Genomic DNA, 17018 nt, shown 5'->3' on the forward strand with positions numbered 1-17018 from the left:
AATCCCATACGCCCATCATTTTTCCATAAAAAACATTGAAAGACCTCCAAGACCCACATGGGTTCCAACTGCAACTCCCATCTGCATGATGTAGATATCACCTTCAAAGTCAGTGTCCTGTTTAATTTTATCCCTTAATGCATGCGCTATGTGAATATCAGAGGTGTAGCCGATTATGATGAAATTGGTCTGGTCCCTGTCCACCCGTTTCATAAATTCAGTTACATAGTAACGCAGAACCTTGTTCCAGCCCCTTTCCTTTGCCACAATTGCTCCCTTGCTTTTTTTCATTGTCATAATGGGCTTGACCCTTAAAAGCTTCCCTATAAATGCACTTGCATTTGTCAGTCTTCCGCTTTTTATAAGGTTGTTAAGGTCATCAACACAGAGGTAGTGTTTCACCCTCCTTTTGTTCTCCTCATTGAACCGGACAAGTTGGTCAAAATCGTAGCCCTCCTGGAGAAGCTGTGCTGATTTCATAATAAGCCACCCACTTCCATGACTCATGGAAAGGGAGTCAACCACATGTATCTGGACATCTGAATCAGGATGCCTGTCGAAAAAGTATTCCTTAGCAATTTCTGCAGATTGATAGGATCCACTTGTACCACTGGACATGCATATGATAAGGAACTTATCATAGCCCTCTGTCATCGCTTCATCAATAATTGAAAGGTATTCCTCCGGACTGGGCATGGAGGTGCTTGGGAGCTCCTGCAGGGTTGGCAGCAGCTCAAAAAATCTGTCCGGGGTTATGTCTATCTTGTCCTTGTAGGTCTTGTCTCCAATTTCAACGTTTAACGGTGCCACACCAATGTTGTACTTCTCCAGTATTTCCTGTGATAGGTCACAGGTTGAATCAGCCATGATTTTTATCAATTTTTTCACTCCTTATTGCTGGAAGTACATCAGATAATCACCGTAGCCATTGTCCTCCATCTCTTCCAGATAAATAAATTCCAACGCTCCACTATTTATGCAGTACCTGAGACCTCCCTCCTCACTCGGTCCGTCTGTAAAAACATGACCAAGGTGAGTATCTCCAGCTCTGCTCCTTACCTCAATCCTATCCATTCCCATTGTATCGTCTTTTTGAAGGGTCACCACATTCCAGTCAATTGGCCTAGTGAAGCTGGGCCATCCTGAGCCTGAATCAAACTTGTGGATTGACAGGAAGAGGGGTTCTCCAGTTACAATATCAACATACAGCCCCTGGTCATGATTGTTCCAGAAGGGATTCTGGAAAGCGGTTTCTGTTGCACCCTCCTGAGTAATCCTGTACTGAAGGTCTGTCAGCTTTTCCTCTATCTCTGCCTGAGAAGGCTTTGGATAGTCAGAAGCTCTGATAGATGGCTTTTCTCTAGGAATATTGCTAAGATCCACATGACAGTATCCATTTGGATTATTGTAGAGATAATCCTGGTGGTAATCCTCAGCTAGAACATAATTCTCCAGCTTCTCTATTTCAGTGGCAATTGGCTCTGAGTGCTCAGCCTGTACCATTTGGGTTACACGGTTGATCACCTGGAGGTCTTCCTCATCCACATAGTATATCCCGGTCCTATATTGGATTCCCACATCGTTTCCCTGCCTGTTGATACTTGTTGGCTCAATTATACCATAGAAATATTTCAAAATCTGTTCAAGCTCCAATATTTCAGGGTCATAGACCAAATAAATTGTCTCGGCATGGCCGGTCTCCTCTATGGAATAGTAATCAGTGGTGTCTGACTCTCCGTTTGCATAGCCAACATTTGAGTAAACTACACCATGTATCCTTTCAAAATAGGCCTCCACTCCCCAAAAGCATCCTCCTGCAAGGTAGATTTCCCTGTAGCGACTGTTGGAATAATCCGGTACAAGTGTAAATTCTCCCTGGTCTTCTTCCGCCGGCAGGGCCACTGGTGCACAGGATGAAAGAACCATGACAAAAACCAGCAGCATAATAAGCATAAATCTATTTTTTTTCATAAAAATTCCTCCACTGTTTAGGTTAAGGTATTTATACCCAGCCCTAAACAAGGAGGACTTTTTTCTATTCTTCTTCAAGCATAAGCTTAAAGCCCTGCTTTCTTATGACATTGGCCAAAAGGTGTCTCTTGTCGATTGCACTGGCCATCTTTGCGGCAACCTGGTCCGTGAAGCTGTCAACCCTTCTGTTGGCATTTCTCAGGTCGTAGTAGGTCTGCATCTCTTCGTCGTACTCCTTCAGCTCCTCCACATAGCTGTCGTGGGTCTGATAGGTGTTTTCGAACACCCTCATGCTCATGTCCATCCTGGGTTTAAGCTGAGGCTCCTGATTCGGATAGCCAAAGCTTACCCCCACAACGGGAAATGTCAGCTGGGGAAGGTCCAGAATCTCAATTATCCTTTCAGCATCATTCAAGATGCTCCCCAGGTAGTTTGCACCAAGTCCAAGAGACTCTATTGCCACGACCATATTCTGTGCGGCAAGGGCCGAATCGGTGAAGCCCTGGAAGAATTTGTCCATATCCTTTGAATATATGGTGTCAACTCCCTTTTCCTCCGTAATCTTGGCGTTTCGGTACTGGTCAACAACGAATATCAGAAGCTCTGGTGCCCTTGCTATATACTCCTGTCTTCCCACTTCAGATATGGCCTTCTTCTTCTCAGGATCTGTCACCCTGATTATGGAATAGGTCTGCATTCCATTGGATGTGGCTGTTCTCTGTGCAACATGTATCAGTGTATCAAAGATCTCCTTGGGTACCGGCTCTTCCGTGAATTCCCTGATTGTCCTATGGGCCAGCTGTATTCTTATGGTGTCATTTATAACCGTCATCCTATTACCCCCTTTTTTCTCTAATCCACTTATACCCTTACAGGTAGCTGCTTTACTCAAAAATAGTGGCAAACTCCCCTTTTATACAAGTAAAAAGGAGCCCTTAGGCTCCAAATCATATCTTTATAGTTATTGCATTCTCCATATTGATTTCAAAACGCAATTCATTTCCAGTCTCTGGAATGGTTTCTCCAAGGGTAGCAGAAGGAACATCCATGACCAGATTCTTTCCCTTCCATTCCATGCTTATCCTTGTCATGCTTCCAAGATATTCAACCCACTGGACTATTCCACTGTATGTCCCTTCAATTGAAGGGATAAGACCGTCTGGTCTAACCATATAGGTCTTGCCATTAGCTTCAATGTAATTGCATTCACCCATGAATTCTGCAACAAATCTATTAACCGGTCTTTCATAAACTTCCCTAGGTGATCCTATCTGTTGGATAACTCCTGAATCCATTATGGCTATCCTGTCTGCTATGGACATGGCTTCCTCCTGATCATGAGTCACATAAATTCCTGTAATGTCAGCTTCCTTCTGGACTCTCCTTATTTCCTGTCTCATTGATATTCTAAGCTTTTCGTCCAGATTGCTCAATGGTTCATCAAAGAGTAGCACATCGGGATTCACAACCAATGCTCTGGCAAGGGCAACCCTCTGCTGCTGTCCTCCGCTCAGCTGGCTGATTCTTCTACCTTCATGCTCCTCAAGTCTTACAGTTGCAAGAATTTCCTTAACTCTCTCGTCTCTGTGGTTTTTGGATAATCCCCTGACCCTTAGACCATAGGCAATATTTTCACCAACAGTGAGGTGGGGAAACAGGGCATAGCTTTGAAATACCATTACGGCATTTCTCTTTCTGGGGTCCATATGTGTTACATCCTTATCTCCAAAAAAAATCGTCCCTTCTTGAACCTGCATCAAACCCGCAACAAGCCTTAACAGTGTGGTTTTCCCGCATCCTGAAGGACCCAATAGAGCCACCAGTTCACCATGCTTTGCTGTTAGTTCAATATTGCTCAGCACTCTATTTTCACCATAATGGTGACTTATATCACTTATTCTGATATCTATGGTTATCACCTGCCTTAACTAGGACTGAAGACTAAAATCCAGATAGATAAGTGTAGCATCATCATGAGTCTTTAGTCGACCTATGCTTCTTTTTTCCCTGTCCGACTCCTCCATGCCTCTTAACTCCCTGATGACATCCCTCACTCCACTTTGTCTTATCCTTTCCAAAAGGTTACTTCTGGTGTACTTATAGTTCAAAGGCACAATACCATCTGTGGATAAAAGGCACTTTTCGATTTCATCTGCCTGGAATGTTCTGTATATACCCATATCAATGGCATCAACACTATGACCTAGAATATAGTATCCACCAGGAACATTCATTTTTTTCCTGTTTCGGATCAAAATCTCCAGCTCCTGCTCAGTGAAGCCCTTGAAGATTACCTGTTTTTCCCTTTGATGATTCCTTCTCATCAGGTCAATTACCTCAGCATCAAGACCCTTAAGTGCCTGATCCGTGACTATTGAGCATTCACCCTTTCTGCTTTTGACTGATATTTCAACATCACCTAAAACAAATGACTCAAGAATATCTCCATTCTTCCTTAGAATTGCTATCCCTGCCGATAACTGCTCATGTGCTTCCAGTGAATCCAGGTCAACATACCTGCCATACTCCTTATTGAACTTCCTAACGCCTTCCTTGAGTATTTCCTTGATGGAATAGCTGGTATCATCAAGATGCCCATCCAAATAGTCCCTCCACCATTGGACCATCCAGCTTACATCGTTTCCATCAGGTACAAAGCTCCTATCCGTTAGGGCAGATGCGCCATCGATCACAAAGGCTCCTCTTTTGGTCAGACCATATATATCCTCATTGCTCTTCTTAACTGTGTCTGTGTGAAATTCAATCCTCATGTTCCACCTCATCTATTCAATATTTCCCTGTAGCCTTCTCAACATGGAAGACCCCATTGCGGTCAAAAGTAGTACCAGGGCTCCATATGCCATTGCCAATCCTATCTCGAACTCAAACATGCTGTTTACCATTGCTATTGATATGGGTCTGTTGGAAGCAGTATACAAAAATGCGGAAATTGTATATTCCCCTAGGCTCCTTATGAAAACAAGAAGAAATCCAGCCCAGACTCCTGGTGAAACAAGTGGGAGCACAACCCTTGTAAAAGTAGTCATCCCTCCGGCGCCTAGATTTGTTGAAGCCTCTGAATACTGGTCCTTCAACCTTTCATATGAAATCGTAACCGACCTTACTGCCATTGGCAACATGCTTACAAAATAAGCCAAGGGTAGCATGATCCACTTGCCCAGAAGCAGTGAGCTGAATCCATTTATCATGTTAATGGCTATTGCACTGGCTGGCAGGGCAAAGGGCAGCATCAACAGAAATTCAAGCAAGGGTTTTAGTCGGGTCTTGGTCTTTGTTACGGTATAGGCTGCAGGTATGGCCATTGCCACCGCTGCAAGCGCCGCAATCAAGGCCATTTTAAGACTGTTCATAAATGGTGCTAGGCTTCTGCTTCTTGTGAAAATCCTTATATAATTGTCAAGTCCGAACTCCTTTGGAAAAATCTCTATCATCCAGGTTCCCGGCTTAACAAAGGATAAAAAAACAATAGTTATTATGGGGAGAAAAATCATAAGTACTATTCCTATTGCAATCAAGGACATAAATCCTCTAGCCATTTTGTTTCTGATCCTCATAGGCTGGATCAGGTGTTCCCTTGTCCCAGTCTGAAAGGATACCTTTCTCTCATAATATCTCCCGATTCCCATATAGCTCATTGCAAACACCGATAGCACAACAACCTGGGCAGCAGCCAGATCCATGTAAAGATTAGCCTTTGCCAAAAGGATCTGGGTCGTCAGCACCTTGAATCCTCCACCAATTATATTCGGAGCAGAGAATGATCCTATTCCGGTCATAAATGTCAAAATCCCCGAACTGATAAGTGCAGGTGCTATATATGGTACTATTACAGTCCCAAAAACCCTCAGTGGAGAAGCTCCAAGATTTATGGCAGCTTCAACCACTGACCTGTCCAGTTCTTTGACTGCAACTGATACATTCATATAGAAGTATATATATTGGGTATATGCATGAACCATCAAGATTCCAGGAAGTCCCATAAATGTATAGAGTGGACCATCCAGGCCCAACATATTCTCAATTGTCTTTGTTATCATCCCACTTTCACCGTATAGCTGCACAAATGCAAACACAATGATCAATCCAGGCACCACCAAGGGTAGCAGCAGGACTCTGTCAAGGAGTTTTCTGAAGGGGAAGTCAAAGTAATGCACAAAAAAAGCAAGAAAGGTACCTATGAATCCACAGATTAGGACCGTCAGGACACCCATGATCAGAGTATTCTTGATGGCAACCAATGAACCTCCTGTGCTGAATATATATTCATAGTTTGCCAAGGAAAACCCCTGGTCAGTCTGAAGACTGACCAAGAGGGTCCTGATTGATGGATAAAGCACAAATACTCCCAAAACAGCCAGCAATGCCAGCTTAATCAGGTTTTTCATCTATTTCACATCTTTCCCTGTATCCTTTATTTCAGTATCCCACTTCTGCATCCACTGGGATTGCTTTTCTGAAAGGTCAACCCAATCAACATCCATTGCCTCAAATGTTATTTCATCCATCCACTCCGGAGAAGTTGAAAGAGCTCCCGGATGGGTTGGCATCCTGTTGAACTCATTTGCAAGCATACTCTGAACTTCAGCGCTTCCAGCAAATTCAACGAATGCTTTAGCAGCCTCTGGATGAGGTGAATTTTTGATTGCAGCTATTCCATCTGTGATTACAGGATAACCACTCTCCAACTGAATTATCTCAATAGGAAGATTATTGTTCAGCTTGTTGTCAATTATGTCATTAAGGGTTGAAAAGCTTATGCTTGCCTCCTGTCTACCAATTGACTGCATCATCAAAGATCCGCTATCAAAATACTGCTTGGTATTCTTGTCAAGAGCCTTCATGAACTCCCAACCTTCTTCTATTGTGGAATTTCTTTCATACTGTTGAACAAGTGCAGAATACATGACCCTTGCAGACGATGAAAGCGCATTTCTGAATATAAGCTTTCCTTCGTATTTTGAATCTGCCAGGTCATACCAATCAGATGGAAGATCTTCTTCCACTACCATTTCAGTATTGTAGAACAAGGCTACGGGAGTTTGGATTGTTCCAAACCAGTAATTTTCAGAATCCTTGAACATTGGGTCCAAATCATTTGCCCACTCTGGCTCCAGGGGAACGAAGAGGTCCTTCTCCTTAAGGTCCATAAACAGGTTTGAGGCTCCGCCAAACATAACATCAGCCTGTGGATTGTCCTTCTCGGCTTCAACCCTTTCAGCCAGCTCACCCTTAAGGTTTATGTATTCAACCTGAACCCCTGTCTCTTCTTCGAATGCCTCAGCGACCATTTCAATCATATCTTCTCCATGAGTGGAGTATATTACAACCTTATCCTCCAACTGGGCCACTTCAGCAGCCGGTTCTTCAGCTGGTTCCTCTACCGCTGGAGTTTCAGCAGGCTGCTCAGGTTCCTCTGGAGTTGTTGCACATCCAGCAAAGGAAAAAACCATAACCCCTACAATAAGTAATGCAATTAAAGCTTTTTTATTCATATCGCTCATCTCCTTTATTAATGTCCTAATCAATACTATCATTTGGTGATATGTCAATAAAGCGATATTAATTTTTTCTATGGACCAATTTTTCCCATAAGGTTTTCTTATGAAGGAAAAAACCTGCCCTAGGGCAGGTAATATGGTCTTATTTTTCCTTGTAGTCGATTCTTACCATTATGTCATTCCTTTTTACAAAGGGCAGCTGAAAGGGTGGATCGTAGAAGGCGTTGTAGTAGTTGGAAAGCTCCCTGTACCCCTTCTCCCTTACAAATTCCCTAAGTCTCTCTTCATTCTCCTGCAACCTCTTTGAAGAAGGATTCCCTCTGAACCTGATGGCGGCAAAGTATCCCTCTTCCATTTCCTTTACACTGAGGAAATTACTTTTTGGCAAGGGGATATCCTCCCTTTTGAATTTCGAAGGAACAACAAAGGACATGGTGGTTCTGTCCTGCTTTTTCTCATCGATTACAGGGACTGTCATGCTGATCTTCTCCTCCCTTACATTTCCCTTGGAAATATATGAGAAGAGACTTGAAAAACCCTGAATGGAATCCTTGTCTCCTGGGTTCTCATAGGTCACTATGCTGTAGGAGGAGTACTTCCTTATCTCAATGTCTCCGAAAGACTCCACCACCTTATACTCAGGACTTTCGTAAAATCCCATCCTCACCACCTCCTTAAGTGGTTTCTTTAGTCCATTTGATCCTTATGAGCATGTAAATGCCGATACCTGTCAGTGCTCCTGCTGTATCAATAATAACATCCCTAAACTCCCCGCTTCTACCGGGAACAAAGGTCTGGTGAAACTCGTCTGATGCCGCATATAGAAAGCTTATTGCGAGCGCCAGCATAAAAGCCTTTCTGCCCCTGGTTCCATTCAGGTACAGAGCATTTACCTGAAGAAGTCCCAGGACCATATAAGCTATGAAATGGGCGTTCTTTCTTACAATATGATTTAACCACTGAGCCTGTGGTGTCAATCCAGGAAACGTACCTGAAATCATATCAACAATAAGTTTTGTAATGCCGGTACTCAATTGGTTTGAATCAGCGGCCTGCTGACTGCTGAGAAAAAATATCAGAAACATCCAAATCAATACCAGCAGCCAAGGTGTCCTTCTTTTGAACATCCATCTTCTCCTTTAACCTGTTATTGTTCATGATTTTTAAGCTTCTCCAGGAAGCTGATCAGCATATCCCAGTAGTCCTCTGTTTCAGCAATTGACAGGTACTCGCTTGGAGAATGGGCCTCGTAATATGGTGAGCCCAAGGATATTACTGTTGAGCCAGGAATATTCATATTGAAAATCCCAGCCTCCAAGGTACCTTGGCTTGCATGGAATTCAGTGTCAGGATACACGTCGTTCAATATCTTCATCAGATTTTCACTGACGTTGTATTCCCAATGTGGCAGGTCCCTCCCGATCATATGTTCAATTCCCAGGAGCTCACAAAGTCTGACCGCCTTCCTTAGAAGAAAGTACTTCTTTCCAGGAAGAAAGCTTCTGATGAGCATGGTAACAAATATTTCCTCTTCCTTGGTCTCAATCACACCGATATTGGTGGTTGATTCCATTGCACCGGGAAACTCCCTGTTCAGGGAGAAGAGTCCATCAGGAAGAATTGTCAAAAGGTCAAGCAGCTTATCCTGGGTCTCACCATCTATTACCTGGTCATAAACCTCCACCTCAAATATGAGCTCCATCTTCACTGCAGGGTCCCTACGTTCAAGCTCCTTCCTGATTACAGCAAATTCAGCCTCAAGTATCCTTGTTACATCCTCCCTTGCATTGGAGGGATAGGAAATCACGCAGGTTGAATTTCTGGCAAAGGCTGAGGACATCCCTTGACCACCTGTTATGTCAGCCAACCTGAAATCAATTCTGTTTTGCAGGGCTAGGAGTAGCCTTGTAAGAATCAGGATGGCATTTCCCCTCTCATCCATGGAATTCATTCCCGAATGTCCACCCTTGAGACCAGCTATCTTGATTCTGCAAAGCTCGGATTTCTTCTTTACAGGTTCCCTTTTAATGGGCAGGGTCATTTCCACCTCCAGCTCACCAGACCCGCAAACTCCAATTGCCTCGGCATCAAGATTCAGGATAAGCTTACTCCTTATTTTTGAGTAATCCAGGTTGAAGGCTCCACCCATGTCCGTTTCCTCGTCAGTTGTGAATACTGCCTCAATTTCAGGATGCTTCAGACTATCATCCTCCAGAATCGACATGATAAACGCCACTCCAATTCCATCGTCTGCTCCCAGGGTTGTTCCATCAGCCATAATGGTGTCCCCTTCACGGATCAGTCTTATTGGATCTTTTTTAAAATCGTGATTGGTATAAAGCTCCTTTTCACAAATCATATCCAAATGTGCCTGAAGCATAACAGGAGGTTCATCTTCATAGCCTTCTGACGCTGGCTTCCTTGCAACCACGTTCAGATGTTCATCCTGGTACACCTCTATACCAAGCCCCTTAATGAAGGAGAAAACATAATTGCTTATACCCTTCTGATTATCTGGCACCCCTGAACCCCTTGGAATTACCGAAATATCAGCAAAATGCTTCCAAAAGGACCTGTCCTCCAACCCCTCGATTGCATCGTAATTAATCATCAGTTCATCTCCCTTCATTTTAGGTTAACACTTTATTCCTTAAGCTTTTTCCTCTTCCTTCTGGTGATAAATGAATCTATGTCATCTGCTATTGACTTTCTTATTACCTTTCTGGCTTCATCGAAAAGCAGGTCTACAGTGTCCTTAAGGTGCCCCTTGGCAGTTGTGTCCATGGTCTTCAAGGCCTTGATCATTGCATCTGCCGCTCCGAACTTCTCATTATTGAGCTCTGCCAGTGATGTGGCTCCTGTCTCTGAAAGGACCTGAAACATGGCATCCACAAACTCCCTTCTCTCATCATGTGAAAGCTGAGTGATCCATGACCTTATTGCTGTGTTTATATTCAGGCTTTCCTTGCTGAGACTGTCAACAAGTACAAACTCATTGCCGATTACCTCCCAGATAAAGGGGTTGTGCTGTGTTATTGCAAGTCCCGTGCTCTTGACAACCTCGTATTCCGTTCCATGCTCAAGGAGCATTCCCACAATGGATGATTCTGGAAGGAAGGTGGATATCCTATGGACTATGCTCAGGTAGCCCTCTCTTTGGACAACCTCAGGCTGAAATCCAGGACCGTCATTGTTGTATATTTCATTGATCCTTGCCTTGTTAAGCTCATTCATGCTGGATGCTGCATATATTGCAAGATTCCCTCCCTTGGAATGACCTCCAAGGACAAAGTCTCCCCTAATGGACATCATGGCCTTTTCAGTATATGCAACTGCCTCCTTTTGTGACTGGACCTCCTCCATGAAGCTCATTTGCAGGTCCTCTTTCCAACCAGCAAGGGTATCGTCAGTTCCCCTAAAGGATATGAAATTCAACTTCTCAGTAAGCTTTATTATCACTGCAGCAAACTGCTTGGTGGACTCAGGGTCAATCTGATTTACAAACCAGGTCAGTCGGAGGGGTCCAAAACGCTCTGTTTCTGCAGCCTTATGTAGAAGTCCCGGAATTTGATTCAGAAAGGGAATATCCTCTATATGTGATATATCCTTCTCCTTCTTGAATATGTCCGCAGCCTCTCTAAGGGTGATTGAGTCCTTCGAACCCACCCCTGGAACAATTCCCTCAAAATCATTGTAGCTTATCAGAGACAGTATAAGACCATCCACCTCATTTATGGGATCCCTTTCAAAATCAAGGTCACCCCTCCAATCGAGATAATCCATTATGTTATTCATTTTCCATGCACCTTCCATCCTTGACAGCAGTGTTTCCGAGGCTGTCAATTATTTTATACATCCCTTCAGTATGCGTCCCGCTCCAATAAAGCTTGCCGCAGGAATCACATTGCTTAAATACGTCATTTATTTTCGCTACACCCTTTGGGAGCATCCCCAAAATTTCCTCTTTTTCTACAGGTTCAAGGGTCCCATTGCAGACCATACACCTTGAAAATGGCTCTATTTTATCAATAAGTTCAAACCTTTCCACAAGCTCCCTAAGCTGTTCCAATGGATTTCTTGACCTGACCAGATATGGATAGGGAATATTTTTTCGCATCAGAAGCTCCCTATCAAAGGATAGCAGAACCCTATCTTCAGCTTCAGACACACTGGCCAACCAGGAGTCTTCCCCATACACCTCATATTTTGCATCAAATCCAAGCATCCTAAGATAGCTTGCAAGCTTTCCCAGATGCACATCCAAAATAAATTTCGGCATTTCTGGATATTCCAGCAAAGTTCTAGATGTTGATCCAATATCAATTGACCTGAAAACAGGATAAACTGATATTCGCTCCCCTCCGTATATCTTTCTGGTGAAATCCTCAACCTCACCATCAACAAGGATAAGCCCAACCTCTCCATGAGGTATTCCAAGGGATTCCACCAGGTCCTTGACAGAATGGGTTGAATTTATTTGCAGGGAGACATCCTTTTCAACGTGCTTTTTCCATATTATTTTGTTAAGGTCTCCATATATCCTTAAATTTACTTCATACATGGTACTTCCTCCGAAAGTCTCTCCCTTTCATTATACCCCTGATTTATGATTATAGTGACTTCATAAGAACTTTGAAGCTGAAAAACTCCTTAATTAGCAATCAATTGATGCTTCCATCCATATGCTCCAGAAGCCTCAAATTGTTGTCTTTCCTAAAAAAGTGATCAAAGCACATTTTGGCAACCCTCGGGGTAAATATTCCTGCCTTCACCTGCGGCCATTTGCTGGCCTGATTGTAGAAAACCTTTTGGTTTGTCCAGGGCTTAAGGTCAAATCTGCACACAAAACTCTCATACCCCAGTGCTGCCAATGCAGCGATTCTGTGCTGGCCTTCACTGGCGATAAACCTGTAATCATTACTTCTTATCAAAAGGTATCCGGTTATATATCCATCAACAAAAAAGTCAGGATTGTAGCCTTCTTCCCTCAATACTTCGTATGCCCCTGTCAGCCTTTTAAACTCCGCCTGCCCAAACTCCTGAGTATTTGGGCCAATGTTGTGATTGCCACCTTTTCTTGTTTCAAATCTTTTTTCCCGAATAGGTGGATTTGCCGGTTTCCTCCAAGGATCGTAAAGCCAGCCATGATCCATTGGGAAGCACTCCACTCCCTCCTCCCAAAGATAGTTGTCCCTTCTGTTTTTTGGCTGAAAGCCTTCATAGTATTTTTTTAAAAACGAATCCCCATATTCCAAATCCCTGTCCTTTTCATATTGCTTAAGGGTTTCAACAAAGTAATGCCCATTTTCAGTGTATTGAAATCCATTGTTGTCCCTGCATTTGTCCGCTTGAACCCTGAATATCACAGAGCCACTGTTTAATACCTCCAAGCCTTCGGGGATCTTTGTGACCTCAGGTTCATAATTTCCCCTGGATGATAGAAAATAGAACTTGAATTCTCTGTCAGACATTACAAATGTCCTGCTGATTAATATCTTTCCATCCAGTTCATCAATATTGAACTCCAGCTTTTCCGGAACAAGCAGAAAAATATCAACATCATCATTCAGGTATTTATCCAGAAATTTCTTTTCCTCCCTATAATCCTCCACTATCCAGATTATCCTGTCCAAAGTACCTATTTCCTCGTTGCCAATAACCAACGGATAAAGCTCCCTTTTCAGATACTCCCTCCTATACACCGGAAAGTTTGAGAAAATACTCCTTTCCCACTCATCCTCATCCATTGCCAAACCAATGGAATCGTAGCCTCGCTGTGTCATGAAATTCAGCAGATAGCCTCCTGTGTTTTCAAGATATGCTGTCCTTCCCTTGTACAGATCAACATTGTCCTCAATGATATCCATAAAATCCCCGTATATGTATGGGAATGAGCAGCTGAACATTCTTTCCTCATTTTTACACTTAATCCTTATTCGGTAACCCTTTCCATCTTTTCTTGTGCTGGAATAGCTCTTGATATTTCTCAAGGCCTTTTTTGCAAGGTCATAGCTCTCTTGGTCCCTTTTTTTCATATACTCCATAAAAACGGAAATATTCCTATCCTCTTCCAGTAGCTTCTCACCATTCAATACCATATGGTCACCCCCCACAGCTTAAATATACCCCTCCTTTACGGAAGTGAAAAACTCCCGGAAAATTTATCGGGAGCTTCTTTTTTTAGAGGTGTCAGTATTTTATTATGTTCTGGAACTCAACTGGCTCCACAAATGGATTTGAGTAGCTGTGTTCCCTGTCGGCCTTAAATGAAAATGCCGCTGGCGCCTTTATCTGGTAGCTTTCGTCATCCACCTGTAGAATGAGTCTTCCCTTGGTCACCACAATATACTCCCTGCTTGAGCTGCTGTGGGGAGATGATTTATGGAATGCGCTTGGAAGAAGCTTAATGTAGAAGTACTCAAAACCTGATACGGGATTGAATGGAAAAACGTTGTACAGCATCATTTTACCCTCGGATTCAAGGACCGGCTCCTGCTCCTCAAAATTCACCACACCCAGATGCTCTTCATCCCTTGGCTCAAGCAGCTCAGAAAAGGATATCCTCAAACCGGTGGATATCTTCCAAAGGGTTGAAATCGTTGGATTTGACTCTCCTCTTTCAATCTGCCCCAGCATTGCCTTACTTACTCCTGTAATCTCAGAGGTTCCCTCAAGAGTCAAGCCTCTCTCTGTTCTTACTCTTCTTAGAACCGTACCAATATTTGTAGATAGGTCTGTCATTTTTATCACCTTTTCTTTATATATATTATTCTATCACTTTATAAAGCTTTTCTCCAATAGATCAAGGTTTTCTGTCAGCATATATGCTCTTCGTTGAACAGAATGCAAAGTAAGGGTATAATCATATTGTTAAAATAAAATGATCACAAGGAGACCAATATGAATTCAGATAACAATAATGTAAGTCTTAACAGCAGGCTGATAATATTTTTCGTGATAGCTGCAATCATAACTACAGGAATGATCACTTCCTTCGATGTAGTGGAGATAAATGGGGATTCAATGTTGCCTACACTAACAAATGGTGATTCAGTCCTGGTGTGGAGCCTCCCCTATACCCCGGGATTTCCGGATGAAAAACTGGACTATGGTGACATAATAGTGGTTGCAGGTCCGGAATCCATGGACAATGTCCTTATGATAAAGCGAGTAGTCGGCCTTGAAAATGACCTTATAGAGATCATAGAAGGCCAGGTGTACAGAAATGGAGACCTTCTCCGGGAGGAATATGCCAAGGGTATGACCCTGCCACTGAACCTTCAAAAGGACCAGGAAAAAATGCCTGAATGGGACTCGGAATACAGCTACACAGTGCCTGAAAACCATGTATATCTCCTGGGGGACAACAGGCTAGTCTCCTCTGACAGCCGGGAATATGGCGCCCTTCCCTTTACCAGCGTCCTTGGCAGGATGATCTTCCCTAGAAAAGTATTGCAAACACCCTAAGGATTGCATCAAATACCCTGGATAGGAATCCTTTGTCGATGTCCTCTATGAAAATCTCAGTGCTTTTTTGGATTGTATCCAGTGAATCCTCCCTTATTCTCATGATGGACTTGTTTCCATACAGGATTACGCCGCACTCAAAGTGAAGATAAAGGCTTCTGTAGTCCATGTTTACAGTACCTACCACTCCAATCCTGTCATCACAAGTATAGCTCTTTGCATGCATGAAGCCAGGTGTGTATTCATAGATCCGCACTCCCGCCCGTAAAAGGGGTAGATAATTGGATCTGGTGATTCTGAATATCAGCTTTTTATCGGGAATTCCTGGAGTCACTATCCTCACATCGACCCCTCGCTTGGCAGCCATGCGCAATGCTGTCTGCAACTCATTGTCAATTATCAGGTAGGGTGTGAAGATATAGACATAGTCTCGAGCCTGTGACAATATTTCTATGTATATGTTCTCACCCAAGGGCTCATTATCAAGGGGCGAATCGGAGAATGGCTGCACAAATCCCTCTGAACTGTAGCCAGCTGTTTCCCCGTCCTTGCATCTGTACTCCCTTGGGTCCCCCCTGTCATCCCGAAAAGCATTCCACATTTCCAGAAACATCACCGTGAAACTCCATACGCCAGCTCCCTTGAGCATTATCCCGGTATCCTTCCAATGACCAAACCTTTCCTTGACATTGATATACTCATCCGCCAGATTAATTCCACCAGTGAATGCAGTATTCCCATCTATAACTAGAATCTTTCTGTGGTCCCTATGGTTCATCACAACGGACAGAATCGGCCTGAACCTATTGAAGGCCATACAGCGGATTCCATAGCCCTCCATCTGCTTAGCAAAGTCCCCTGGAAGAAGAAACATCGAACCCACATCATCATATATCATCCTCACATCCAGACCATCTTGAACCTTTCTGATTAGAATCTCCAGCATCCTGTCCCACATCACTCCCTGTTCAATTATAAAGTACTCAAAGAATATGTAATGTTGAGCCTTTTCCATTTCAGTGAGCATGTCATCAAACATTTCTTCCCCAAGAGGATAGTACTTTGTCATCGTGTCCCCATAGACCGGATAGTCACTTTGAGAATACACATACCTGGATGTACCAATGGCCCTTTGGTCAATGGATTCCAGGCCTTCTGCAGTCTCCCTGTCCTGGATAAGAAGAGGCAGCACCCTTTCGTGCTCCATGGAGAGCCTTGATCGCATGAATCTCGAGGGTCTCTTGTTTCCGAAAACCAAATAGAATAGACCTCCAAAAACCGGTAAGGCCATAATCAGGATTATCCACCCGATTTTGTATGAGGCATTCTCCTCCTTCATGTTCAGAAACAGGACAACAAGAATGCTGAACACTGACAGGGCTGAGCTTATCCACTCTGAATAATCAAGAATTCTCAGAAGAAACAATATCCCCCAAACAAGCTGTGCCACAATTATTATGCCTATCAAAGCTATTCTGTAATTAATCTTCTTTAGCAGCATCCTCTAATCCTCCAACTGTTTATTCAGTGCTTCACCTATTCCCTCAACGATGATTCTTGACTTCCACCATGAATCCATGGAATTTTCAATTGTAATATGTGCCAGCTGGAGCATCCTGTCCATTTCATCCCCATGAGTGCTGCTTCTTGTTTGGATGTCGGGCTCCTTCCTTTCCTCCATTCTGGAAACACACTCCTCAAGGGGTGCACGAACCCCTATTATTACCACATTGTCTGGAAATACCTCCCTAAGAAGCTTGGCGCCATTCCCATCGACGACTATTAAAACAAGCTCTCCCAGTTCGACCGCGGTCCTAAGTGGACCTATGCCTGTTCCATACAGATATCCGTTGTAGCTGGTGTACTCCAGAAGCTCTCCCTCACGGTAGAGGCGCAAAAACTCCCCCTCAGGGAGGAAGAAGTAGTCGATCCCATCCCTTTCCCCCTCCCTTGGTGGTCTGGTTGTAAAGGTGGTGACCTTTCTGAGATTCATGAACCTTGCCAATGTTGTTTTTCCGGAGCCGCTTGGCCCCATAAAGCCTACTATATTTATCATAATTC

At 43.5% G+C, this 17018-nt stretch carries 17 protein-coding genes; 1 reads left to right on the forward strand and 16 read right to left on the reverse strand.

Going from position 1 to position 17018, the window contains the following annotated elements; translation table 11 throughout:
- Window positions 1–15: 15 nt before the first annotated feature.
- From ACKVDP_RS01735 to ACKVDP_RS01800, 14 genes are all read right to left on the reverse strand, one after another.
- Complete coding sequence (locus ACKVDP_RS01735; protein ID WP_409227067.1) at window positions 16–879, reverse strand: DegV family protein; 864 nt, start codon at window positions 877–879, stop codon at window positions 16–18.
- 12 nt (window positions 880–891) lie between these two features.
- The gene (gene msrB, locus ACKVDP_RS01740) at window positions 892–1971 is read right to left on the reverse strand and encodes a peptide-methionine (R)-S-oxide reductase MsrB (protein WP_409227068.1); all 1080 of its coding nucleotides are present in this window, start codon (window positions 1969–1971) and stop codon (window positions 892–894) included.
- A gap of 64 nt (window positions 1972–2035) precedes the next feature.
- Entirely contained in the window at window positions 2036–2803 is a 768-nt protein-coding gene (locus tag ACKVDP_RS01745; RefSeq protein WP_409227069.1) for an NADPH-dependent oxidoreductase, read from the reverse strand.
- 115 nt (window positions 2804–2918) lie between these two features.
- Entirely contained in the window at window positions 2919–3833 is a 915-nt protein-coding gene (locus ACKVDP_RS01750; protein ID WP_409227070.1) for an ABC transporter ATP-binding protein, read from the reverse strand.
- A 66-nt stretch (window positions 3834–3899) separates the two neighbouring features.
- Entirely contained in the window at window positions 3900–4742 is an 843-nt protein-coding gene (locus tag ACKVDP_RS01755) for a hypothetical protein (protein WP_409227071.1), read from the reverse strand.
- Window positions 4743–4754: 12 nt separating this feature from the next.
- Window positions 4755–6377 (reverse strand): ABC transporter permease, encoded by a 1623-nt coding sequence (locus tag ACKVDP_RS01760; protein ID WP_409227072.1) that lies wholly within the window; start codon window positions 6375–6377, stop codon window positions 4755–4757.
- Window positions 6378–7484 (reverse strand): extracellular solute-binding protein, encoded by a 1107-nt coding sequence (locus ACKVDP_RS01765; RefSeq protein WP_409227073.1) that lies wholly within the window; start codon window positions 7482–7484, stop codon window positions 6378–6380. It lies immediately after the preceding gene.
- Between the two features lie 148 nt (window positions 7485–7632).
- Entirely contained in the window at window positions 7633–8151 is a 519-nt protein-coding gene (locus ACKVDP_RS01770) for an SOUL family heme-binding protein (RefSeq protein WP_409227074.1), read from the reverse strand.
- 13 nt (window positions 8152–8164) lie between these two features.
- The gene (locus ACKVDP_RS01775; RefSeq protein ID WP_409227075.1) at window positions 8165–8617 is read right to left on the reverse strand and encodes a VanZ family protein; all 453 of its coding nucleotides are present in this window, start codon (window positions 8615–8617) and stop codon (window positions 8165–8167) included.
- A 20-nt stretch (window positions 8618–8637) separates the two neighbouring features.
- On the reverse strand, window positions 8638–10101 hold the full coding sequence (pepD, locus tag ACKVDP_RS01780) for a beta-Ala-His dipeptidase (protein ID WP_409227076.1): 1464 nt from the start codon (window positions 10099–10101) through the stop codon (window positions 8638–8640).
- 32 nt (window positions 10102–10133) lie between these two features.
- On the reverse strand, window positions 10134–11285 hold the full coding sequence (locus tag ACKVDP_RS01785) for an Mbeg1-like protein (protein WP_409227077.1): 1152 nt from the start codon (window positions 11283–11285) through the stop codon (window positions 10134–10136).
- Window positions 11278–12051 carry a Mut7-C RNAse domain-containing protein gene (locus tag ACKVDP_RS01790; protein ID WP_409227078.1) on the reverse strand — a complete coding sequence of 258 codons (774 nt, stop codon included), beginning with the start codon at window positions 12049–12051 and terminating at the stop codon, window positions 11278–11280. Before ACKVDP_RS01790 ends, ACKVDP_RS01785 begins: the two co-directional genes overlap by 8 nt.
- A 100-nt stretch (window positions 12052–12151) precedes the next feature.
- The gene (locus ACKVDP_RS01795) at window positions 12152–13588 is read right to left on the reverse strand and encodes a hypothetical protein (RefSeq protein ID WP_409227079.1); all 1437 of its coding nucleotides are present in this window, start codon (window positions 13586–13588) and stop codon (window positions 12152–12154) included.
- A gap of 91 nt (window positions 13589–13679) precedes the next feature.
- Complete coding sequence (locus ACKVDP_RS01800; protein WP_409227080.1) at window positions 13680–14231, reverse strand: helix-turn-helix domain-containing protein; 552 nt, start codon at window positions 14229–14231, stop codon at window positions 13680–13682.
- Between the two features lie 159 nt (window positions 14232–14390).
- On the opposite strand from ACKVDP_RS01800, the gene lepB reads away from it, so the two are divergent.
- Window positions 14391–14957, forward strand: a complete 567-nt coding sequence (lepB, locus tag ACKVDP_RS01805; protein ID WP_409227081.1) for a signal peptidase I — start codon at window positions 14391–14393, stop codon at window positions 14955–14957.
- Here lepB and cls read toward each other — a convergent pair.
- Together cls and ACKVDP_RS01815 are read right to left on the reverse strand one after the other, a co-directional pair.
- Window positions 14932–16458 (reverse strand): cardiolipin synthase, encoded by a 1527-nt coding sequence (gene cls, locus ACKVDP_RS01810; RefSeq protein WP_409227082.1) that lies wholly within the window; start codon window positions 16456–16458, stop codon window positions 14932–14934. The genes lepB and cls overlap by 26 nt on opposite strands.
- Window positions 16459–16461: 3 nt before the next feature.
- A complete protein-coding gene (locus ACKVDP_RS01815; RefSeq protein ID WP_409227083.1) occupies window positions 16462–17013 on the reverse strand; it encodes a guanylate kinase in 552 nt (183 codons plus the stop codon).
- Window positions 17014–17018: the final 5 nt, after the last annotated feature.

This window comes from Gudongella ferriphila (assembly GCF_046224405.1).
Taxonomy (GTDB): Bacteria; Bacillota; Clostridia; order Tissierellales; family Tissierellaceae; genus Gudongella.

Coding starts and splice junctions, on each gene's coding strand:
- msrB (WP_409227068.1), bottom strand. CDS start 1,971: ATGAAAAAAAATAGATTTATGCTTATTATGCTGCTGGTTTTTGTCATG.
- ACKVDP_RS01745 (WP_409227069.1), bottom strand. CDS start 2,803: ATGACGGTTATAAATGACACCATAAGAATACAGCTGGCCCATAGGACA.
- ACKVDP_RS01755 (WP_409227071.1), bottom strand. CDS start 4,742: ATGAGGATTGAATTTCACACAGACACAGTTAAGAAGAGCAATGAGGAT.
- ACKVDP_RS01760 (WP_409227072.1), bottom strand. CDS start 6,377: ATGAAAAACCTGATTAAGCTGGCATTGCTGGCTGTTTTGGGAGTATTT.
- ACKVDP_RS01765 (WP_409227073.1), bottom strand. CDS start 7,484: ATGAATAAAAAAGCTTTAATTGCATTACTTATTGTAGGGGTTATGGTT.
- ACKVDP_RS01770 (WP_409227074.1), bottom strand. CDS start 8,151: ATGGGATTTTACGAAAGTCCTGAGTATAAGGTGGTGGAGTCTTTCGGA.
- ACKVDP_RS01775 (WP_409227075.1), bottom strand. CDS start 8,617: ATGTTCAAAAGAAGGACACCTTGGCTGCTGGTATTGATTTGGATGTTT.
- pepD (WP_409227076.1), bottom strand. CDS start 10,101: ATGATTAATTACGATGCAATCGAGGGGTTGGAGGACAGGTCCTTTTGG.
- ACKVDP_RS01785 (WP_409227077.1), bottom strand. CDS start 11,285: ATGAATAACATAATGGATTATCTCGATTGGAGGGGTGACCTTGATTTT.
- ACKVDP_RS01790 (WP_409227078.1), bottom strand. CDS start 12,051: ATGTATGAAGTAAATTTAAGGATATATGGAGACCTTAACAAAATAATA.
- ACKVDP_RS01795 (WP_409227079.1), bottom strand. CDS start 13,588: ATGGTATTGAATGGTGAGAAGCTACTGGAAGAGGATAGGAATATTTCC.
- ACKVDP_RS01800 (WP_409227080.1), bottom strand. CDS start 14,231: ATGACAGACCTATCTACAAATATTGGTACGGTTCTAAGAAGAGTAAGA.
- lepB (WP_409227081.1), top strand. CDS start 14,391: ATGAATTCAGATAACAATAATGTAAGTCTTAACAGCAGGCTGATAATA.
- cls (WP_409227082.1), bottom strand. CDS start 16,458: ATGCTGCTAAAGAAGATTAATTACAGAATAGCTTTGATAGGCATAATA.
- ACKVDP_RS01815 (WP_409227083.1), bottom strand. CDS start 17,013: ATGATAAATATAGTAGGCTTTATGGGGCCAAGCGGCTCCGGAAAAACA.